Source organism: Bacillus cereus group sp. MYBK220-1, from assembly GCF_051916445.1.
Taxonomy (GTDB): domain Bacteria; phylum Bacillota; class Bacilli; order Bacillales; family Bacillaceae_G; genus Bacillus_A; species Bacillus_A cereus.
Genome location: NZ_JBQAGQ010000003.1, coordinates 109,781 through 131,381 on the forward strand (window position 1 = coordinate 109,781; position 21,601 = coordinate 131,381).

A 21,601-nucleotide genomic window follows, 5' to 3' on the forward strand; every position below is an offset into this window, starting at 1 on the left:
AGGAGGAACTGAATATGTCTATTCAAATCCCACGCGGAACGCAAGATATTCTTCCAGGCACTGTTGAGTTATGGCAGTATATCGAAGGGCAAGCACGCGAAATTTGCCGTCGTTACAATTATAAAGAAATTCGTACACCAATCTTTGAACACACTGAGCTATTTTTACGCGGTGTTGGTGATACGACAGATATCGTACAAAAAGAAATGTACTCATTCCAAGATCGTGGAGAGCGTAGCTTAACATTACGTCCAGAAGGTACTGCACCTGTTGTACGTTCTTACGTTGAAAATAAAATGTTTGGTGATGCGACACAACCAACGAAATTATACTATATCGGTCAAATGTTCCGTTATGAAAGACCACAAGCAGGTCGCTATCGTCAATTCGTACAATTCGGTATCGAAGCAATCGGCAGTAATGACCCTGCAATTGATGCAGAAGTAATTGCACTTGCTGTTGAATTTTACCGCGGCATGGGCTTAAAAAATATTAAAGTTGTATTAAACAGTTTAGGTGACGCAGCGAGCCGTCAAGCACACCGTGATGCATTAATCGCACACTTTGAGCCACGTATCGGCGAATTCTGTTCTGACTGTCAATCTCGCTTAGAAAAGAACCCACTTCGAATTTTAGACTGTAAGAAGGACCGTAACCATGAATTAATGGGAACAGCACCATCTATTACAGAATACTTAAACGAAGATTCAGCAGTATACTATGACAAAGTTCAAGAACTATTAACGATGATGGATGTTCCATTTGAAAAAGATCCGAACTTAGTGCGTGGTTTAGACTACTATCAACACACTGTTTTTGAAATTATGAGTGAGGCAGAAGGTTTCGGTGCGATCACTACATTAAGCGGTGGTGGCCGTTATAACGGACTTGTACAAGAAATCGGTGGACCAGAAATGCCAGGTATCGGTTTTGCAATGAGTATTGAACGTTTAATTATGGCGCTAAAAGCTGAAAACATTGAATTACCACTTGAACATAGCATTGATTGTTACGTTGTAGCGCTTGGCGAAAAAGCGAAAGACCATGCTGCAAAAGTTGCGTTCGATCTTCGTAAAGCTGGATTGTCAGTTGAAAAAGATTATTTAGATCGCAAAATGAAAGCACAATTTAAATCAGCAGATCGTCTAAAGGCGAAATTTGTAGCTGTATTAGGAGAAGATGAGCTAGATAAAGGCATCATTAACTTAAAAGATATGGCAACAGGTGAACAAGAAGAAGTAGCGTTAGATGTATTTGCTTCATACGTAGCAGAGAAATTAATATAGGGGGAACTTACAGTGGCTGAAAGAACACATGCATGTGGAAAAGTAACAGTAGAAGCTGTTGGACAAACAGTTCAATTAAAAGGTTGGGTACAAAAACGCCGTGACTTAGGTGGATTAATCTTTATCGATTTACGTGACCGTACAGGTATCGTACAAGTTGTATTTAACCCAGAAACATCAAAAGAAGCGTTAGAAGTAGCAGAAACAATTCGTAGCGAATACGTATTACACGTAGAAGGTACAGTTGTTGAACGTGGTGAAGGCGCAATTAATGACAATATGGCAACTGGTCGTATTGAAGTACAAGCAACAAAAGTAAATGTACTAAATGCAGCGAAAACAACGCCAATTATCATTGCTGATGATACAGATGCATCAGAAGATGTGCGTTTAAAATATCGTTATTTAGACTTACGTCGTCCTGTAATGTTCAACACATTCAAAATGCGTCACGACGTAACAAAAACAATTCGTAACTTCTTAGATACAGAAGAGTTCTTAGAAGTAGAAACACCAATTTTAACGAAAAGCACGCCAGAAGGAGCTCGTGACTATTTAGTGCCAAGTCGTGTACATGATGGTGAATTCTATGCATTACCACAGTCACCACAGTTATTTAAACAGCTTCTTATGGTCGGCGGATTTGAGCGTTACTATCAAGTAGCACGTTGTTTCCGTGATGAAGATTTACGTGCGGATCGTCAACCAGAATTCACGCAAATCGATATCGAAGCTTCATTCTTAACACAAGATGAAATTTTAGATATGATGGAGCGTATGATGACGAAAGTTATGAAGGATGCAAAAGGTGTAGAAGTGAGTGCACCATTCCCTCGTATGAAATATGCTGATGCAATGGCTCGCTACGGTTCTGATAAGCCAGATACACGCTTTGAAATGGAACTAACAGACTTATCTGAGTTTGCTGCAGGTTGTGGCTTTAAAGTATTTACAAGTGCTGTAGAAAGCGGCGGACAAGTAAAAGCAATTAATGCAAAAGGTGCTGCAAGTAAATATTCTCGTAAAGACATCGATGCATTAACTGAATTCGTGAAAGTATACGGTGCAAAAGGTCTAGCTTGGCTTAAAGTTGAAGAAGACGGACTAAAAGGACCGATTGCGAAATTCTTCGGTGAAGAAGATGCAAATGTGTTAATGAGCACATTAGAAGCTACTGCTGGCGACTTATTACTATTCGTAGCAGATAAGAAGAGCGTTGTTGCAGATAGCTTAGGCGCACTTCGTTTACGTCTAGGTAAAGAGCTTGAGTTAATTGATGAAAGTAAATTTAACTTCCTATGGGTAACTGATTGGCCACTACTTGAGTACGATGAAGATGCAGATCGTTACTTCGCAGCTCACCACCCATTCACAATGCCATTCCGTGAAGACGTTGAGTTACTAGAAACAGCACCAGAAAAAGCACGTGCACAAGCATATGACCTTGTATTAAACGGTTATGAGCTTGGTGGTGGATCACTTCGTATTTACGAGCGTGACGTACAAGAAAAAATGTTCAAAGCACTTGGATTCTCACAAGAAGAAGCGCAAGAGCAATTCGGATTCTTATTAGAAGCATTCGAATACGGTACACCACCACACGGCGGAATCGCATTAGGTTTAGATCGTCTTGTTATGTTACTTGCAGGCCGTACGAACCTTCGTGATACAATTGCATTCCCGAAAACAGCAAGCGCAAGCTGCTTATTAACAGAAGCTCCAAGCCCAGTTGCAGAAGCGCAGCTTGAAGAACTGAACTTAAAATTAAGCTTGAAAGAAGAGAAGTAAGAATAGGGTCTAGATGGTTATACTATAACCGTCTAGACTTTTTTTGAGAGGTTGTTTAAAAAGTCCGGTTTAGATAACTGTCGCATCTCATCGTTGCCTCGCCAGTCCGGTGCTCGAGTAGTATTTCTACACTGCGCTCCTCCTGGCTTCAGCGCCTCAATCTGCTCGGTTATCTAAATCCTCCTTTTTAAACGTGTATTTAGGAAGAAATAAAATTCTGGTCTATGTTTTCATTCTCGAAATATGTATTTTTAGGAATTCTATAACTTTTTCTATACAAATAGTCGGAAAAACGCTAGAATACATGGTAGACCATTTTTGTAATAGGAGTGTAGAGCTGAATGTTACATCAATTTTCACGTAATGAATTAGCCTTTGGTAAAGAAGGACTTGAAATATTAAAAAATAGTACAGTCGGTATTTTAGGAATTGGCGGCGTAGGTTCTTTTGCAGCTGAAGCGTTAGCACGTTCTGGCGTAGGACGTCTCGTATTAGTTGATAAAGACGTTGTAGATATTACAAACGTAAACCGTCAAATTCACGCTTTAGTATCTACTGTAGGACGTTCAAAAGTAGAATTAATGAAAGAGCGTATCGCGGACATTAACCCAGAGTGTGAAGTAATTGGACTAGAAATGTTTTATACAGATGAAACATATGAAGAGTTCTTTAAGTACGGTTTAGACTTCGTAGTGGATGCATCTGATACGATTACGTTCAAAATTCATTTAATTAAACAATGTTTACGTCGTAAAATTAAAATTATCTCAAGTATGGGTGCAGCAAATAAAATGGACCCAACTCGTTTCCGTATTGCGGACATCTCTAAAACACATACAGATCCAATTGCGAAAGTCATTCGTACGAAGCTTCGTAAAGAGGGTATTAAAAAAGGTGTAAAAGTTGTCTTCTCTGACGAAAACCCAATCGTAATTCGTGAAGAAGTACGTAAAGAAATTGTACCAGACGAGAATGCAAAAATTCGTAAGGCGAAACTACCGCCTTCATCAAATGCATTCGTACCATCTGTGGCAGGCTTAATTATGGCAAGTCACGTTGTACGTGAACGCATTAAAAACGTAGAAGTGAAACGTGTAGGGCAAGAATAAAAGAAAAGCATATATCCATTTTGGATATATGCTTTTTTATATGTATTAAAGAAATATGAATATTTGCATCACTACTAGTTCAAATGTAAGTAAGGTTAGTAAGCAATAATCATATTTATCTGATTTATAGGCGGATGTCTTTTTTAGACTGTTAATGGTGAAAAGAGCTAAAGTTAGGACGAGAAGGCCAAGAGTTATTTTGAAGATTATTAATGAAATAGCAACCATCTCCCTTTAAAGGTATATGTTTATAATAACATTTTAGTAAAAAATATCTAATCTGTTGTAGGAGTTTCCTTGTATGACAAGGAGGAATGTTATTGTCAATCTTTGTCGTTAAATCGATATCCTTTATTGAATCGTTGATATATTGCAAGTTGTGATAGATAAATTTGAAAAATCGTTGATATATTGCAAGTTGTGATAGATATATTCGAAAAACCGTTAATATAATTTCATTTACCGATATCTATATATGGTTCACCGAAAACAAACAGGGATGTCACTCGGTTAAAAAAGTGACATCCCTGTTTTTAATTCTCTGCAGAATAAATAATATCTAAATTCCCATTTTGATCGGTTTTGAAAATTGGGGCAATTTGCTCTTCTTGCTCTTCGACTGAAACAAGTTTTCGAGCACGATCCATAATTCGAACAAGCATCGCGTAATCTTCTTCGATTGCTTGTTGTTTTTTTGTGAGTACTGCTAATTTCGTTTCAAGTTCATGATTCGTTTTTTGCAGAGAGGTGAGTTGAGCTTGTAATACATCATTTTCAGTTTGCAACTTTGCAAGTGAAGGATTGTTATGTTCTAAATTTTGTAAAAATGAAATGACATTTTGCATTGTAAGATCTTGTTTACTTGACGTAATATCTTCTGAAAAATCGGCGTCAATTACGAGTTGTTTCGTTTTCGTGAACCGATCTTTTTCTATATTAGCTTCAGAACGTTTTAATTCTTTACGTTGTTTTTTTGCAAGCTGCACCGCATCTTCGTAATTCGGTCTTACTTCAGCATTCCATCTAAAGCCACAAGCTGCGGAAGTGCGGTTTAAAGCGTCGCCAACTTCATCAAACGCTTTTATTTGTGTACTTCCGCTGCGAATATGTCGCAAAACAGTTTCTGCTAAAAGGAGATCATCTTCTTTTGTCCATGCATCTTGACGTGTTTTCATAAGCGAAGCCTCCATAATGGTGACGTTTTCGTTTATGTTACCCTTTATTTTTCGTTTTATTCGAAGTTTGTAATCTTTCATAAACAGTAGAAAGTGCTTGCTCAAATTTTCCTGTCGTTTTCGGTTTATAATATTGCTTGCTTTTTATTTTATCAGGTAAGTATTGTTGCCTTACCCAGCCGTTTGGATGGTCGTGCGGATATAAATATCCAATGCCTCTTCCAAGTGATTCTGCGCCTTTGTAATGACTATCTTTTAAATGGCTTGGAATGTCACCTGTTTGACCGTTGCGTAAATCGTGTAATGCAGCATCAAGTGCTTTATAAGCTGAATTTGATTTTGGTGATAAGCATAGCTCGATAACGGCATTTGCAAGTGGGATGCGTGCTTCTGGGAATCCAACTCGTTCAGCTGATTCAATTGCAGCTAGTGTACGTGGTCCAGCTTGTGGGCTAGCAAGTCCAATATCTTCATAAGCCATAATAAGAAGGCGTCTGCCAATGCTTTGTAAATCACCTGCTTCAATAAGGCGTGCTAAATAATGGAGTGCTGCATTTACATCACTTCCGCGCACTGATTTTTGAAATGCTGATAATACATCATAATGAGCATCGCCGCCTTTGTCGTGGACGAAGCTCTTCTTTTGTAAGCATTCTTCTGCAATCTCGAGTGTGATTTCAGCCGCTTGATCGTCTGTAGTAAAGCTAGATAATACAGCAAGTTCAAGTGCGTTATAAGCGGAACGCATATCACCACCAGAGGCGTTTGCAAAGTGATGTAGTGCTTCATCTGTTACCGTTACTGCATATTCTCCAAGGCCTTTTTCTTTATCTTCTAAAGCTCTTTTTAACCCAATTAAAATATCTTCTTCTGTTAGTGCGTGTAATTCGAAAATTTGACACCTGCTTCGAATAGCGGAGTTTATTGCATGGAATGGATTACTTGTCGTAGCACCAATTAAAGTAAGAAGTCCGCTTTCTAAGTGAGGTAATAGAAAGTCTTGCTTTGCTTTATCTAGACGGTGAACTTCATCTAAAATTAAAACGAGGTGTCGATGCATCTTCGCTTCTTGTACGACAACTTCCATATCTTTTTTATTGTGAGTAACAGCGTTCAATAGACGAAACGGGGTACCGGTACTTCCTGCAATTGCACTGGCAATGGATGTTTTTCCTGTACCTGGAGGACCGTATAAAATCATAGATTGAAAATGATTGGCTTGGACCATTCGCCATAAAATCTTTCCTTCACCAACTAAATGTTGTTGCCCAATAATTTCTTGAATATTTGTAGGGCGCATTCGATGTGCGAGTGGTTGTTTCATTTGGACCGTCTCCCTTAATATATAATCTCGTTCTATCGTATCATTTTTTTCTACGGAATTTGAAATAGGATGCTGTTTTATGGGAAAAATGAATACGAATATTTTCATTTTTCTTTCAATTGTAATAATTTCCGAGTTTTTCAATGTGATTTTATGTTATCATTTTGATACACAAGTTGAAATTTCTTATAATACTATATTATGCTATAATTTCATAGGATTTTAAATTGTGTTCTTTTATAAATAAGATATAACCAATAGAAGTGAAAATTTGAAAAGAGGTGCAAAATAGATGAAGATTTCAACGAAAGGCCGCTACGGCTTAACAATTATGATCGATCTTGCAAAAAAGTTTGGTGAAGGTCCGATTTCATTAAAATCAATTGCGCAGGCACATGACTTATCGGAACATTACTTAGAGCAATTAATTTCACCACTTCGTAACGCGCGTCTAGTAAAGAGTACACGCGGAGCATATGGCGGATATGTACTATCAGATCAACCGGCTAACATTACAGCTGGGGATGTAATCCGTGTATTAGAGGGGCCGATTAGTGTTGTAGAAATGATAGAAGAAGAAGAACCAGCACAACGCCAGTTATGGATGCGTGTTCGTGATGCGGTACAAGAAGTGTTAGATAGTACAACGTTAGAAGATTTAGTACGTTATGAGGAAGAAAATCACGGGGGCTATATGTTTTACATTTAATTCCTTGTGAAACGATTTGGAAAGAAGGAGATTTAATGGAACGCATTTACTTAGATCATGCTGCGACATCTCCGACTCACCCAGAAGTGGTCGAAAAGATGATTCCATATATGACAGAAATATTCGGGAACCCGTCTAGTATTCACTTTTATGGACGTCAAACGCGCCATGCAGTAGATGAGGCGAGACGAGTGTGTGCACGCAGCATTCATGCGAATCCGAATGAAATTATATTTACGAGCGGTGGTACAGAAGCTGATAATTTAGCGCTTATAGGTGTAGCACGTGCGAACCGTCATAAAGGTAACCACATAATAACGACGCAAATTGAACATCATGCGATTTTGCATACGTGCGAATTGTTAGAGCGTGAAGGGTTTGAAGTGACATATTTACCTGTCGATGAAACAGGGCGCATTCAAGTTTCTGACATACAAAAGGCATTAACAGAAGAGACGATTCTTGTATCTGTTATGTTTGGGAATAATGAAGTAGGGACAATGCAACCAATTGTGGAAATAGGAAAGCTGCTAAAAGATCATCAAGCTTATTTCCATACAGATGCGGTACAAGCTTACGGTTTAGTAGAAATTAATGTGAAAGAGTTTGGAATTGATTTATTATCAATTTCAGCACATAAAATTAATGGGCCAAAAGGTGTAGGGTTCTTATACGCTGGTGCAAATGTGAAATTTGAACCGTTATTAATAGGCGGAGAGCAAGAAAGAAAACGCCGTGCTGGTACGGAAAATGTGCCTAGTATTGCTGGGCTTCAGCATGCAATTCTTATAGCTGAAAAAACTCGTGAGCAAAAAAATGCCCAATATGAAGAGTTTAAAGATATAATGGTATCTGTCTTCAAAAATGAAGGCATTACTTTCGAGGTAAACGGAAACTTAGAACATCGCTTACCGCATGTACTTAATGTAAGTTTTACAGGAATGAACATTGAACCATTTCTTGTGAACTTAGACCTTGCTGGCATTGCAGTATCAAGCGGTTCTGCTTGTACAGCTGGTTCGATTGATCCATCACATGTATTAGTAGCGATGTTTGGAAAAGACTCCGATCAAATACGTTCATCCGTACGCTTTAGTTTTGGACTTGGAAATACGAAAGAGCAAATTGAAAAAGCGGCGTACGAAACAGTGAAAATCGTGAAGCGATTAACACAAAATTAGCATGGGAGGTGACATGATGAACAAACTACCTCACGAAACACGCGTTGTCATCGGAATGTCCGGTGGCGTCGATTCATCTGTAGCAGCACTTTTATTAAAAGAGCAAGGTTATGATGTAATCGGAATTTTTATGAAAAACTGGGATGATACAGATGAGAATGGTGTCTGCACAGCAACAGAAGATTACAATGATGTAATTGAAGTGTGTAACCAAATTGGTATTCCGTATTATGCAGTAAACTTTGAAAAACAATACTGGGATAAAGTATTTACGTACTTCTTAGATGAGTATCGAGCTGGTCGTACACCAAACCCAGATGTAATGTGTAATAAAGAAATTAAATTTAAAGCATTTTTAGAGCATGCAATTGCGCTTGGTGCGGATTATGTGGCAACAGGCCATTATGCACGCGTTGCTTATATGGACGGCGAATATAAAATGCTTCGCGGCGTTGATGACAATAAAGATCAAACATATTTCTTAAATCAATTAAGCCAAGAGCAATTATCAAAAACAATGTTCCCGTTAGGTGAATTAAAGAAACCGCAAATTCGTGAAATGGCGAAAGAAGCTGGCTTAGCGACAGCGGCGAAAAAAGATAGTACAGGTATTTGCTTCATTGGTGAGCGTAACTTTAAAGATTTCTTAAGTAACTACTTACCGGCACAACCAGGTGTAATGCAAACATTATCTGGTGAAGTGAAAGGGAAGCATGACGGTTTAATGTATTATACAATTGGACAACGTCATGGCCTTGGAATTGGTGGTAATGGTGATCCATGGTTTGCTGTTGGGAAAAATCTAAAAGAAAACATTTTATATGTTGATCAAGGATTCCATAACGAACTTCTATATGGTGATGAAGTTATTGCTACGAATGTAGGATGGGTAAGTAACAAAGAAAAAGAAACAGAATTTAAGTGCACGGCGAAATTCCGTTATCGTCAAGAAGACAATAAAGTAACGGTTCAAATCGTTGATGAAAATACAGTTCGTATTCTTTGTGATGAGCCAATTCGTGCAATTACACCAGGACAAGCAGTCGTTTTCTATGATGGAGATGAGTGCTTAGGCGGTGCTACAATTGATGAAGTATACCGTAGTGGTAAGAAATTGGATTATTTAGGATAAACGAGAAGCCTCTGCCGATTAGCGGTTAGAGGTTTCTTTTACATAAAGCGAATTTTCGTTCGCTTGGAAAATACATTCTTTGTTATAATTTGTTGTAGAGGTGAAGGACATGTCAAACAAACTTGAAACAGGTATTCAATATATGCAAGAAGGAAACTGGGAAGAAGCAGCTAAAAATTTTACAGAAGCAATCGAAGAAAATCCGAAAGATGCGCTTGGATACATTAATTTTGCAAATTTATTAGACGTATTAGGTGATAGCGAGCGAGCGATTTTATTTTATAAACGCGCACTAGAGTTAGATGATAAATCTGCAGCTGCCTATTATGGTTTAGGAAATGTATATTATGGCCAAGAGCAATTTACTGAGGCGAAAGCTGTATTTGAACAAGCAATGCAAGCTGGATTACAATCAGCTGATGTAACATTTATGTTAGGTATCACACATGTACAGCTTGGAAATGATCGTCTTGCACTACCATTCTTACAAAGAGCAACAGAATTAGATGAAAACGATGTAGAAGCTGTATTCCAGTGCGGACTTTGCTTCGCGCGATTAGAACATGTTCAAGAGGCGAAACCTTATTTTGAAAAGGTATTAGAAATGGATGAAGAGCATGCAGATGCGTATTACAATTTAGGTGTTGCGTACGTATTTGAGGAAAATAATGAGAAGGCTCTCGCTTTATTTAAGAAAGCAACTGAAATTCAGCCAGATCACTTTTTAGCGGGTAATGGCGTTCGTTTATTAGAGCAAGAAGCTGAATAAGATAAAAATATAGTTTAATGGGTAGTTATCCCTCATCTAAAAAGGTGGGGGATGTACTGCTCATTAAAGTGAAAATATCGGAAAGGAGAGGAAAGATGGGAAATCAACATGCAATGGATTTGTTTGAGGAAGAGAAAAAGTTTATAAAAGCGCAAGTTCTTCATACCATTTTCCACAATGAAGAAAACCTCTATTCCGTTGTCAGTATGAAAGTCATTGAAACGAATGAAACGTATGACGAAAAGAAAGTAATGATAAACGGTCATTTTCCCCGCATGCATGAAGATGAAGTGTTTACATTGACTGGTCATTTTAAGGACCATCCAAAGTATGGAAAACAATATATGGTTGAAACATTTAAAAAAGAATTGCCGCAAACAAAAGCAGGTATGGTGCAATATTTAGCGAGTGATTTATTTAAAGGGATAGGAAAGCGTACAGCTGAAAAAATTGTGGACCATCTCGGAGAACATGCTATTTCTAAAATTATGGATGACCCTGAGGCATTAAATGGTGTTGTTAATAAACAAAAGGCTCAGGAAATATATGAGACAATTGTTGAACATCAAGGATTAGAGAAAGTAATGAGCTTTTTAAATGGCTACGGTTTTGGAACGAAACTTTCTATTAAGATTTACCAGCAATATAAAGAGATGACATTAGAAGTGATTCGTAATAATCCGTATCAACTTATTGAAGAAGTGGACGGGATTGGTTTTGGAAGAGCGGATGATATAGGGCGTGCGTTAGGGATATCGGGTAATCATGACGACCGTGTACGAGCGGGATGTTTTTACACATTAGAGAATGTCTCATTACAACTTGGTCATGTTTATATGAGGAAAGATCAACTTGTAAGAGAAACGATGTCACTTTTAAACAATCAAGAAGGAAGAGTGACTGAGGAAGATATTATAGGTTGTATTGAAACGATGCAAAGTGAAGGGAAAGTCATCATAGAAGAAGAACGAGTGTATTTAGCGACGTTATTCTACTCTGAAAAAGGTGTTGTAAAGTCTATTCGCAGGCTTATGAATCAAGAAGAAACACCTTCATTTCCAGAAGCGGAAGTGTTAAAAACGTTAGGTGAAATTGAAGAACAACTGAACGTACAATATGCACCGTTTCAGCAAGAAGCAATTCAAACGGCACTTCATAAACCGATGATGTTATTGACAGGTGGACCAGGAACAGGGAAAACAACAGTTATTAAAGGGATTGTTGAAATGTATGCGTCACTTCACGGATTATCGTTAAATCCGAATGAATACAGTGATGATAATCCATTTCCAATACTATTAACAGCTCCAACAGGAAGAGCAGCGAAGCGGATGAGTGAATCGACAGGACTTCCAGCTTGCACAATTCACCGTTTACTTGGTTGGACGCCAGAAGGATCTTTCCAGCGTAATGAAACGGATCCTGTCCAAGGTAAGCTCCTTATTATCGATGAATTCTCAATGGTTGATATTTGGCTTGCAAATCAGCTATTTAAGTCGTTGCCGACGAATATTCAAGTTATCGTTGTAGGTGATGAAGATCAGTTGCCATCTGTAGGACCTGGACAAGTATTAAAAGATTTATTAAATGCAGGCGCAGTTCCGACAGTGAAGCTTACTGAAATTTATCGTCAAGCGGAAGGCTCATCAGTCATTCAACTTGCCCATGCGATAAAAAATGGAACTCTACCACCAGATTTAGCGCAAAACAAAAAAGATCGTTCGTTTATCAGCTGTACAGGGGCTCAAATTGTTGAGGTTGTGAAAAAAGTTTGCGAAAATGCTAAAACAAAAGGCTTTAGTGCAAGGGATGTTCAAGTATTAGCACCGATGTACCGCGGGCCTGCTGGTATTAATGTATTAAACGAAGCGCTGCAACAAGTATTTAATCCGAAGAGGGAAAAGAGTAAAGAAATTGCTTACGGTGATGTTGTGTACCGAAGAGGCGATAAAGTACTGCAACTCGTGAATCAGCCGGAGAGCCAAGTGTTTAATGGTGATATTGGGGAAATTGTTTCGGTGTTTTATGCGAAAGAGAACGTTGAGCAACAAGATATGATTATCGTTTCATTTGATGGAATTGAGGTAACGTATACGAAGCCCGATTTAAATCAAATTACGCATGCATATTGTTGTTCCATTCATAAATCACAAGGTAGTGAATTTCCGATTGTTATTATGCCAATCGTGAAAAGTTACAACCGTATGTTACGTCGTAATTTAATTTACACGGGTATTACAAGAAGTAAGAAGTTCCTTATTATTTGCGGGGAGGAAGCAGCTTTCCAATCTGGTGTAAATCGCCTTGATGATGCAATGCGTCAAACAACTTTAGCTAGTCGCTTGCAAGAATCACAAGGAGAAGTACAGATGGTCACAGTTAATGGCGAGGAAATGGACGTGGAAAACATTTCACCGTATGATTTCATGTAACAAGGTGAAATTATATAGTGAAACTTTCAAACGCATAGCGTTGAAAGGCTCCAGTAATGTATAAATGAATGCAGTTTGGACATAATGGCGAATAGAATCTGGGAGACTGTAAGGAGATGAAAGCCATATGTTCATTTGTCCAAATTGCAAAGGGAAAGACATTGGAAAAATAGGTGTCAACCAATTTTATTGCTGGAATTGTTATATCGAATTATCGGTTTCAAAGGGGAAAATCCATACACATCAAGTTGAGGAAGATGGTTCATTAAGCTCTCTTGATGATTTATTTGATGAGAATGAAAGAACGATCGGATAACGAAAAGGGGGATTTACTTTGAATCTACGCAATTCATTAATCGCATTAGGTGTTGGAGCTGCAGCATATCAATATGCTCGTAAACAAGATGTATTTTCAAAACGCAATATGAAAAAAGCACGTAAGATGATTAAGTCTTACTTATAATCATTTCGATAAATTGAAAAACTCCCTTGTAGACAAGGGAGTTTTTTTATGCACCCATATGCAAATAAAAAAGTCCGATCTCTGAGAAAAGATAAGATAGACCGTAGCAGCCAACGCCAAGTATTCCATACTGCCATAATTGCTTCGCTTTTTCTTTACGTGAGGAATGAATAAAGAACCCCTTCCAAATACCGAACCCGATACAAATCCATTCAAGAATCATAAAAAGTGCTGATAATCCAAGCATAAATAAAACCATAATTAGCCCTCCTGATTATATTAATTTATGCTGTATTCTCAGGGGTGGTTGTCCTTGTTATGTTATTTATATGTACGTCTTTAAAAAACAGTATGGTCCGTATGAAAAGATTTTAAAAGTTTCGCACATAACCTACCCCATTTATTTTCAAAATAAAGGTGGAGGAGGTTTTTCATGTGAAGAATCTTAAAATCATTTGGATATATCGTTTAGGATTATTGTTACTTGTTTTTCTTTGTCTGCTCGTCTTTTTAAAAATTAAGCCGCTATGGGCACCGATTATTTTTGTATTTAAAGTAGCAATCACGCCGTTTCTTATCGCGTGTTTTATTGCGTATTTATTGCACCCTTTAATTGAAAAAATTCATAAGGAAGGGATGCCTCGTACACTTGCCATTTTGCTCATTTATATCCTTTTCTTTGGCGGAATTGGTTATGGGATTTATAAAGGAACACCAGTCGTTATTAAACAGTTACAAGAGATTAATGAACAATTTCCCCAGTTTACAAAGATGTACGATTCGTGGATGGATGGCGTTACAGAACAAACAGCGAATTTCCCTTCGTTCATTCATGAAAAGGTGAAACAACTTTTTGTGGGTGTGGAAACGAAGATTCAAGCGCTTTTAAATAAAGTGATGAGTACAGCTCGTGGTGTACTCGATTCATTGCTCATTATTTTCTTAATACCGTTCATTGTATTTTACATATTAAAAGATTATGGTGAGTTTTATCATATCTTTTGGAAACTAGTCCCAAGTAAATGGCGAGGTACGGGGCAAATGCTTGCGAAAGAAATTGATAAGTCACTTGGAAGCTATATTCGAGGACAGTTATTTGTTTGTTTAGTATTAGGGGGAGTATCAGCTCTTTCTTTTTGGTTTATCGGTATGAAATATCCATTATTGCTTGGCATTATTATTGGGGTAACGGATATAATCCCATACTTCGGTCCTATTTTAGGAGCGATCCCGACGTTAATGATTGCAGCAACAGTATCAACGAGTTTACTTATTAAGGCGGGGATCACGATTGCGATTTTGCAATTTGTGGAGAGTAACATTTTATCGCCTTACATCGTTGGTAAGTCACTTCGTATGCATCCCGTTATTATTATGCTTGCCTTACTAGTTGGGGGAGAGGTAGCTGGGATTGTAGGGTTACTAATATCTGTTCCGATTTTAGCAGTTATTCGCACTGTCATTGTTCATGTGAGACCGCTCTTGAAAAAAGAAGATGTGTAAGTATAGAAGCCCTCTATGTAAGAAATAGAGGGCTAATCATATATTTATTTAGAAAGCTGCTCGTGTATCTTTTGAACGAGGGAGCTCACATCATTTGTTTGAATATGTTTTATTTTTTTCCATTCGTTATCATACATAAATATAATTTGATTGTTGAAAAGACGCTTTTGTTCTTTTAGATTAGAAATTTTTGCGAAAGAGTACTCTTCAAATATTGGATTCTTACTTACATCTGGCCCATAAAAGAATAGTCTTTTGTTCGTTAAAATTAGCAATCCTGGCCTTGCGACGGAACGATAAATAAATATGTCTAATGAACATGCTGCGTAAAATAATATCGTTTCGTCAGTCGCTAATATGTTTTTAGCTTTGCTAAGTAAGGTTGTCATTGTGATCGCTCCTTTATTTTATTAACAATAATTTAATTATAGCAAAAAAAGTAATATTTAGAAATTTTTATAAATCATTCTTATAAGGAGATTCCGATTTGTTAATAAATGCATACTATATGAAAAGGCTGTTAAGAATGAATAGTAGAATACCTATGATAAATAAGCAATTAATACAATATAAATGATTATCTACATTGACAAACTTAAGAGAATTCTATTATATTTAGTCATATAATACATTAAATCAATGACGGAACAAGTACGTTACAGTCCATTTCTAGAGAGAAGCTTCCATATGGCTGAAAGAAGCTTTAGATGAAGGGTAACAGAAAGCTAATCCTGAGAGCAGCTAATCACTGCCGTCTTGCCACGTTACGGCACCATGAGGTGATGAATTGATTGTTATTGTAATCAATTCATAATTAGGGTGGTATCGCGAGTTAACTCTCGTCCCTTTTATAGGGACGGGAGTTTTTTATATTTAAGGAGGAAAATACAATGAAACAACTAACAGGCGCACAAATTCGTCAAATGTTTTTAGACTTTTTCCAAGAAAAAGGACATGCAGTAGAACCTAGTGCATCACTAGTTCCGCATGAAGATCCATCTCTTTTATGGATTAATAGTGGTGTAGCTACATTAAAAAAATATTTTGATGGACGTGTAATCCCACAAAATCCACGTATTACAAATGCTCAAAAATCAATTCGTACAAACGATATTGAAAACGTAGGGAAAACAGCTCGTCACCATACATTCTTTGAAATGTTAGGAAACTTCTCAATTGGTGATTACTTCAAAGAAGAAGCAATTACATGGGCTTGGGAATTCTTAACGAGCGACAAATGGATCGGATTCGATAAAGAATTACTATCAGTTACAATCCATCCAGAAGATGAAGAAGCATTCACAATTTGGAATGAGAAAATGGGCGTTCCAAAAGAGCGTATTATTCGCTTAGAAGAAAACTTCTGGGATATCGGTGAAGGACCAAGTGGACCGAATACAGAGATTTTCTATGACCGCGGAGAAGCTTACGGTAATGACTTTAGTGACCCAGAATTATATCCAGGCGGAGAAAACGAGCGTTACTTAGAAGTATGGAACCTTGTATTCTCTCAATTTAACCATAATCCAGACGGTTCATATACACCACTTCCTAAGAAAAACATTGATACAGGGATGGGTCTAGAGCGTATGACATCTATCGTTCAAGATGTACCTACGAACTTTGATACAGACCTATTCATGCCGATGATTGGTGCAACAGAAACAATTTCTGGTGAAAAATATCGTAATGGCGATTTAGAAAAAGATATGGCATTCAAAGTAATTGCTGACCATATCCGTACAGTAACATTCGCTGTTGGTGACGGTGCTCTTCCATCTAACGAAGGCCGTGGTTATGTATTACGTCGTTTATTACGCCGCGCTGTTCGTTATTCGAAGAAATTAAACATCAATCGTCCATTTATGTTTGAATTAGTACCGGTTGTTGGAGAAGTAATGAAAGACTTCTATCCAGAAGTACTTGAAAAGAAAGATTTCATTGCGAAAGTTGTGAAGAACGAAGAAGAGCGTTTCCATGAAACACTTCATGATGGTGAAGCGATTTTAGCTGAAGTAATTGCAAAAGCAAAAGAAGAAAAAACAACTGTTATTTCTGGAGTAGATGCGTTCCGTCTGTATGACACATACGGTTTCCCAATTGAATTAACAGAAGAATATGCAGAAGAAGCTGGCATGACAGTTGATCATGAAGGCTTTGAAAATGAAATGGAAAAACAACGTGAGCGTGCACGTGCTGCTCGTCAAGACGTTGATTCTATGCAAGTTCAAGGTGGTGTCCTTGGAGAAATTAAAGTAGCGAGCGAATTCGTTGGTTACGGTACAGTTGCAACAGAAAGTAACGTTGTTGCACTTGTGAAAAACGGCGAATACACAGACAGCTTACAAGCTGGTGAAGAAGGACAGTTAATTCTTGATGTAACACCATTCTATGCTGAGAGCGGTGGACAAATTGCAGACCGTGGTTACCTTCTTGCAGATGGTGTGAAAGTTCTTGTAAAAGACGTACAAAAAGCACCAAACGGCCAAAACTTGCATAAAGTTGTTGTTGAAGAAGGTACATTAACGAAAGATGCGGCTGTAAAAGCTATTATCGATACGAAAAACCGTAGTAGCGTTGTAAAAAATCATACAGCAACTCACTTACTACACCAAGCATTAAAAGACGTACTTGGAACACACGTTAACCAAGCAGGTTCTCTTGTAACTTCTGAACGTCTACGTTTTGACTTCTCTCACTTCGGTCAAGTACAAGCTGACGAATTAGAAAAAATTGAGCGTATGGTAAACGAAAAAATTTGGGAAAGTATTGATGTTGAGATTTCTCAAAAAGCAATCGAAGAAGCGAAAGAAATGGGCGCAATGGCATTATTCGGTGAAAAATACGGAGATGTTGTACGCGTTGTACAAGTTGGCGATTACAGCTTAGAGCTTTGTGGTGGTTGTCACGTTGATAATACAGCTTCTATCGGTATTTTCAAAATCGTTGCTGAGTCTGGTATTGGTGCAGGAACTCGTCGTATTGAAGCAGTAACTGGTAAGTCTGCATACGAATTAATGAACGATCAAGTAGGTTTATTAAAAGAAGCAGCAGGAAAAATGAAAACAAATCCGAAAGATATTTTAACAAGAGTTGATGGTCTATTTGCTGAAGTGAAACAACTGCAAAAAGAAAATGAATCTCTTGCTGCGAAATTAAGCAATATCGAAGCTGGAAACTTAACTGATTCTGTAATGACAGTTGATGGTGTGAATGTATTAGCAGCGAAAGTAAATGTTGCAGATATGAACAACTTACGTACGATGATGGATGATCTGAAAAATAAATTAGAGTCAGCAGTTGTTGTATTAGCGTCTGTTAATGACGATAAAGTAAACATCCTAGCAGGTGTAACGAAAGACTTAATTAGCCAAGGTTACCATGCTGGTAAACTTGTGAAAGAAGTAGCTTCTCGTTGCGGCGGTGGCGGTGGTGGCCGTCCTGATATGGCACAAGCAGGCGGTAAAAACCCAGCTCAAGTCGAAGAAGCTTTAGCATTTGTACAAGAGTACGTTAAATCTGTTTCAAAATAAAGAGATAGTAGTGTACAATGGTAGGGAGAGGAGAAGTTCTTCTCCCTATACTTACTATATAAGTGAGGTGCTTGAAATGGACGGTTTTGATAAAACAATGAAGTTTAGCATTCAAGATGAAAAACAGAGTGTCCATGTAAATGATGTACTTTTAACTGTGTATGATGCACTTCAAGAAAAAGGCTATAATCCGATTAACCAAATCGTCGGTTATTTATTAAGTGGAGACCCAGCATACATACCTCGCCATAAAGATGCACGTAGCATCATTCGCAAGCTTGAACGTGATGAGTTAATTGAAGAGCTTGTGAAGTCTTACTTGAAACATCATCGTGAGGAGTAGTTTATGCGGATATTAGGTTTAGATGTAGGTACAAAAACAGTCGGAGTTGCAATTAGCGACGAAATGGGCTGGACAGCACAAGGATTAGAAACAATTAAGATTAACGAAGAACGAGGTCACTTTGGTTTTGATCGTATTTCTGAGTTAGTAAAGCAGTACAATGTGGACAAAATAGTAGTAGGTTTACCTAAAAATATGAATGGTACAATTGGCCCACGTGGCGAAGCGTGCCAACAATTTGCAGAAAACCTACGAGAGCTGTTACAATTAGACGTTGTAATGTGGGACGAGCGTTTGTCAACAATGGCAGCGGAACGTCTACTCATTTCAGCTGATGTAAGTCGTAAGAAGCGAAAACAAGTAATCGATAAGATGGCTGCAGTCGTAATCTTACAAGGATTTTTAGATAGAAAATAAGAGGTGACCAAAATGGAAGAACGTCAAATTACAATTGTAGACGAAAAAGGTAACGAACATTTATGTGAAATTATTTTCACTTTTGATGCTGACAAATTTGGTAAAAAATCATACGTAATCTTCTCTCCAATCGGTGAAGTAGATGAAGATGGAGACCCAATTTATGATGCAATGGCTTATGAGCAAAATGAAGAAGAGGGCGGAGTTTTACTTCCAATCGAATCAGAAGAAGAGTGGGAAATGGTACAAGAAACGTTTAACACTATTGCTGATGAGCAAGAAGCTGAATAATAAGTACTGAAAAGATGGACGACATACAGTCCATCTTTTTTTGTATTTATATGTAAAATGAAAGATTTTTTGTCGAAACTGTGTAAGTCTTTGTAGTATAATGAGACGGATTGTAGAAAAATAAAGTGTCAATTAAAAAAGATAAGTGAATTTGTTGCGTTTTTACATCGTGCTGTATAGAAAGGTGTACATACGGTCTACAATTAAGTAAGGAGGAAATGTTTTGATAGAGAATCAAGTGAAAAAGAAGCGTAGACGCATCTTTTTATTTTCGATTATTGCACTGCTTTTAGTTTGTGGTTCAGTCTATGCGTATATTTCATCCGCATTAGGACCAGTTGATAGCGGGAATAAAAAAGAGATTGAAGTAGAAATTCCGAAAGGATCATCTACAAGTAAAATTGGAGAAATTTTAGAAGAAAAAGGCGCTGTAAAAAACGGTACAGTTTTTAGTTTTTATACAAAGGCTAAATCGAAAAGTTTACAAGCAGGTACATATTTATTAAATCCTTCAATGAATGCTGAAGATGTGATCGAACAAATGTCAGCTGGCAACGTGCATCGTCCAGCTCTTTATAAAGTGACGATTAAAGAAGGGGCGCAAGTAACTGAAATTGCAGAAACGATTGCGACAGAACTAAAGTGGAATAAAGATGATGTTACGCGTCAATTAAACGATAAAGCATTTATTCAAAAAATGCAGCAAAAGTATCCGAAGTTATTAACGGATAAAATCTTTGATAGTAATATTAAATACCCATTAGAAGGTTATTTATATCCTGCAACGTATTCGTTTTATAAGAAAGATACAACGTTAGAAGAAATTGTAATTCCAATGCTTGAGAAAACAAATGCAATCATTGTTCAAAATGAGGCGAAAATGAAAGCGAAGAATTGGGATGTTCATCAGCTTTTAACATTATCTTCACTTATTGAAGAAGAGGCAACTGGTTTTACAGATCGTCAAAAGATCTCTAGTGTCTTTTATAATCGTTTAGCAAAAGGTATGCCGCTTCAAACGGATCCAACGGTATTATATGCACTTGGAAAGCATAAACAACGTGTATTATACGAAGATTTAAAGGTCAACTCACCGTACAATACGTATGTTGTAAAAGGATTGCCGGTAGGGCCGATCGCAAACTCTGGTAAACATTCAGTAGAAGCTGCGTTAGAACCTGCGCAAACAGATTATTATTATTTCTTAGCTGCACCAAGTGGTGAAGTGTACTATGCGAAAACATTAGAAGAGCATAATGCATTAAAGCAAAAATACATTACGAAAAAACAGTGAAATGGGGAGGGATAGCGAAAAAAGTCGCACATCCCTCTTTTTTGTGGTAAAATATATCGGGTTAAAAACTGGCAGAAGAATCGTTTTTAATATCAAAACGGGACGTACAAGCTAAGGATAAAGCTGGCTTGTATTTTTATTGCATTCTATGTGTGAAAAGACGTCATAGAGGCACTTCTCCATGTAAATAAGGAGGACCATTTATGGAGGATGCAGTTAACGAGTACCTATTATCATTTATTGATCCGAAAGATAAATTAATTCTTGAAATGGAAGAATATGCAACAGAAAATCATGTGCCGATTATGGATCGACTTGGAATGGAATTTATGCTGCAATTTTTACGTTTAATTGGACCGAAAAGCATTTTAGAACTTGGAACAGCAATCGGTTATTCTAGTATTCGTATGATGCAAGCTATTCCAAATTCACGTATTGTGACAGTTGAGCGCAATCGTGAGCGATATGAAAAAGCACTTGAATATATAGAACGTTCCCCAGTAACAGATCGTATTTCAGTTATTTACGGTGATGCGTTAGAGACAGGTGAACAAGTAAAAGAACACGGGACATTTGACGTTATTTTTATTGATGCAGCAAAAGGACAGTATCGTCGTTTTTTTGACTTATATGAACCGTTATTAAATCCTGGTGGCGTAATTATTTCAGATAATGTTATGTACCACGGTCTTGTAACGACAAAAGAGAAAATTGAAAACAGACGTACACGTGGTTTAATCCGTCGTATTAAGACGTACAATGAGTGGCTTATGAACCATGAAGGATATGATACAACGATTTTCCCAATTGGTGATGGAGTAGCTGTTAGTAAAAAGAGAGGGTGACCAAGGT

At 37.5% G+C, this 21,601-nt stretch carries 21 protein-coding genes and 1 other annotated feature; of the genes, 17 read left to right on the plus strand and 4 right to left on the minus strand.

Features of this window, described 5'->3' with window-relative positions; all coding sequences use genetic code 11:
- Nucleotides 1-14: 14 nt before the first annotated feature.
- The 3 genes from hisS to ACTFRU_RS14220 all read left to right on the plus strand — a co-directional run bounded on the left by hisS (nucleotide 15) and on the right by ACTFRU_RS14220 (nucleotide 4,183).
- Nucleotides 15-1,286 (plus strand): histidine--tRNA ligase, encoded by a 1,272-nt coding sequence (gene hisS / locus ACTFRU_RS14210; RefSeq protein WP_000027084.1) that lies wholly within the window; start codon nucleotides 15-17, stop codon nucleotides 1,284-1,286.
- Between the two features lie 12 nt (nucleotides 1,287-1,298).
- Entirely contained in the window at nucleotides 1,299-3,074 is a 1,776-nt protein-coding gene (gene aspS, locus ACTFRU_RS14215; protein ID WP_000840898.1) for an aspartate--tRNA ligase, read from the plus strand.
- Nucleotides 3,075-3,415: 341 nt separating this feature from the next.
- The gene (locus ACTFRU_RS14220) at nucleotides 3,416-4,183 is read left to right on the plus strand and encodes a tRNA threonylcarbamoyladenosine dehydratase (RefSeq protein ID WP_000903179.1); all 768 of its coding nucleotides are present in this window, start codon (nucleotides 3,416-3,418) and stop codon (nucleotides 4,181-4,183) included.
- A gap of 533 nt (nucleotides 4,184-4,716) precedes the next feature.
- On the opposite strand, the gene ACTFRU_RS14225 is transcribed toward ACTFRU_RS14220, so the two are convergent.
- Entirely contained in the window at nucleotides 4,717-5,358 is a 642-nt protein-coding gene (locus ACTFRU_RS14225) for an RsfA family transcriptional regulator (protein WP_000857710.1), read from the minus strand.
- A gap of 37 nt (nucleotides 5,359-5,395) precedes the next feature.
- Nucleotides 5,396-6,682, minus strand: coding sequence for a replication-associated recombination protein A (locus tag ACTFRU_RS14230; protein WP_000812943.1), 1,287 nt, complete (start codon nucleotides 6,680-6,682; stop codon nucleotides 5,396-5,398).
- Between the two features lie 292 nt (nucleotides 6,683-6,974).
- On the opposite strand from ACTFRU_RS14230, the gene cymR reads away from it, so the two are divergent.
- The 7 genes from cymR (at nucleotide 6,975) to ACTFRU_RS14265 (ending at nucleotide 13,368) form a co-directional block, all read left to right on the plus strand.
- Nucleotides 6,975-7,391: a cysteine metabolism transcriptional regulator CymR gene (cymR, locus tag ACTFRU_RS14235; RefSeq protein ID WP_000704116.1), complete on the plus strand. Its 417-nt coding sequence runs from the start codon at nucleotides 6,975-6,977 to the stop codon at nucleotides 7,389-7,391.
- Nucleotides 7,392-7,426: 35 nt separating this feature from the next.
- Nucleotides 7,427-8,572 (plus strand): cysteine desulfurase family protein, encoded by a 1,146-nt coding sequence (locus ACTFRU_RS14240; RefSeq protein ID WP_000439882.1) that lies wholly within the window; start codon nucleotides 7,427-7,429, stop codon nucleotides 8,570-8,572.
- A 16-nt stretch (nucleotides 8,573-8,588) separates the two neighbouring features.
- A complete protein-coding gene (mnmA, locus tag ACTFRU_RS14245) occupies nucleotides 8,589-9,704 on the plus strand; it encodes a tRNA 2-thiouridine(34) synthase MnmA (RefSeq protein ID WP_001038010.1) in 1,116 nt (371 codons plus the stop codon).
- 109 nt (nucleotides 9,705-9,813) lie between these two features.
- On the plus strand, nucleotides 9,814-10,473 hold the full coding sequence (locus ACTFRU_RS14250; protein ID WP_000066409.1) for a tetratricopeptide repeat protein: 660 nt from the start codon (nucleotides 9,814-9,816) through the stop codon (nucleotides 10,471-10,473).
- Nucleotides 10,474-10,568: 95 nt separating this feature from the next.
- A complete protein-coding gene (recD2, locus tag ACTFRU_RS14255; RefSeq protein WP_000528082.1) occupies nucleotides 10,569-12,905 on the plus strand; it encodes an SF1B family DNA helicase RecD2 in 2,337 nt (778 codons plus the stop codon).
- Nucleotides 12,906-13,032: 127 nt separating this feature from the next.
- Complete coding sequence (locus tag ACTFRU_RS14260) at nucleotides 13,033-13,221, plus strand: hypothetical protein (RefSeq protein WP_000469281.1); 189 nt, start codon at nucleotides 13,033-13,035, stop codon at nucleotides 13,219-13,221.
- An 18-nt stretch (nucleotides 13,222-13,239) separates the two neighbouring features.
- Nucleotides 13,240-13,368 carry a YrzQ family protein gene (locus ACTFRU_RS14265; RefSeq protein WP_001053553.1) on the plus strand — a complete coding sequence of 43 codons (129 nt, stop codon included), beginning with the start codon at nucleotides 13,240-13,242 and terminating at the stop codon, nucleotides 13,366-13,368.
- Between the two features lie 46 nt (nucleotides 13,369-13,414).
- Here ACTFRU_RS14265 and ACTFRU_RS14270 read toward each other — a convergent pair whose 3' ends face one another.
- Nucleotides 13,415-13,627: a hypothetical protein gene (locus ACTFRU_RS14270; protein WP_000242535.1), complete on the minus strand. Its 213-nt coding sequence runs from the start codon at nucleotides 13,625-13,627 to the stop codon at nucleotides 13,415-13,417.
- Nucleotides 13,628-13,803: 176 nt separating this feature from the next.
- Here ACTFRU_RS14270 and ACTFRU_RS14275 point away from each other — a divergent pair, with 176 nt between their 5' ends.
- Nucleotides 13,804-14,871 carry an AI-2E family transporter gene (locus ACTFRU_RS14275; RefSeq protein ID WP_000793128.1) on the plus strand — a complete coding sequence of 356 codons (1,068 nt, stop codon included), beginning with the start codon at nucleotides 13,804-13,806 and terminating at the stop codon, nucleotides 14,869-14,871.
- 44 nt (nucleotides 14,872-14,915) lie between these two features.
- Here ACTFRU_RS14275 and ACTFRU_RS14280 read toward each other — a convergent pair whose 3' ends face one another.
- Nucleotides 14,916-15,260 (minus strand): PH domain-containing protein, encoded by a 345-nt coding sequence (locus ACTFRU_RS14280; RefSeq protein ID WP_000209578.1) that lies wholly within the window; start codon nucleotides 15,258-15,260, stop codon nucleotides 14,916-14,918.
- Between the two features lie 241 nt (nucleotides 15,261-15,501).
- Nucleotides 15,502-15,721: a binding site (T-box leader), on the plus strand.
- A 40-nt stretch (nucleotides 15,722-15,761) separates the two neighbouring features.
- Here ACTFRU_RS14280 and alaS point away from each other — a divergent pair.
- The 6 genes from alaS to ACTFRU_RS14310 all read left to right on the plus strand — a co-directional run bounded on the left by alaS (nucleotide 15,762) and on the right by ACTFRU_RS14310 (nucleotide 21,594).
- The gene (gene alaS, locus ACTFRU_RS14285) at nucleotides 15,762-18,404 is read left to right on the plus strand and encodes an alanine--tRNA ligase (RefSeq protein WP_000811825.1); all 2,643 of its coding nucleotides are present in this window, start codon (nucleotides 15,762-15,764) and stop codon (nucleotides 18,402-18,404) included.
- 76 nt (nucleotides 18,405-18,480) lie between these two features.
- Nucleotides 18,481-18,747 carry an IreB family regulatory phosphoprotein gene (locus ACTFRU_RS14290; RefSeq protein ID WP_000348590.1) on the plus strand — a complete coding sequence of 89 codons (267 nt, stop codon included), beginning with the start codon at nucleotides 18,481-18,483 and terminating at the stop codon, nucleotides 18,745-18,747.
- 3 nt (nucleotides 18,748-18,750) lie between these two features.
- Nucleotides 18,751-19,164, plus strand: coding sequence for a Holliday junction resolvase RuvX (ruvX, locus tag ACTFRU_RS14295; RefSeq protein WP_001221192.1), 414 nt, complete (start codon nucleotides 18,751-18,753; stop codon nucleotides 19,162-19,164).
- Between the two features lie 12 nt (nucleotides 19,165-19,176).
- Nucleotides 19,177-19,455, plus strand: coding sequence for a DUF1292 domain-containing protein (locus tag ACTFRU_RS14300; protein ID WP_000392730.1), 279 nt, complete (start codon nucleotides 19,177-19,179; stop codon nucleotides 19,453-19,455).
- Nucleotides 19,456-19,678: 223 nt separating this feature from the next.
- Nucleotides 19,679-20,749 carry an endolytic transglycosylase MltG gene (mltG, locus tag ACTFRU_RS14305; RefSeq protein ID WP_000572131.1) on the plus strand — a complete coding sequence of 357 codons (1,071 nt, stop codon included), beginning with the start codon at nucleotides 19,679-19,681 and terminating at the stop codon, nucleotides 20,747-20,749.
- Nucleotides 20,750-20,952: 203 nt separating this feature from the next.
- On the plus strand, nucleotides 20,953-21,594 hold the full coding sequence (locus ACTFRU_RS14310) for an O-methyltransferase (protein ID WP_000389102.1): 642 nt from the start codon (nucleotides 20,953-20,955) through the stop codon (nucleotides 21,592-21,594).
- Nucleotides 21,595-21,601 lie beyond the last annotated feature (7 nt).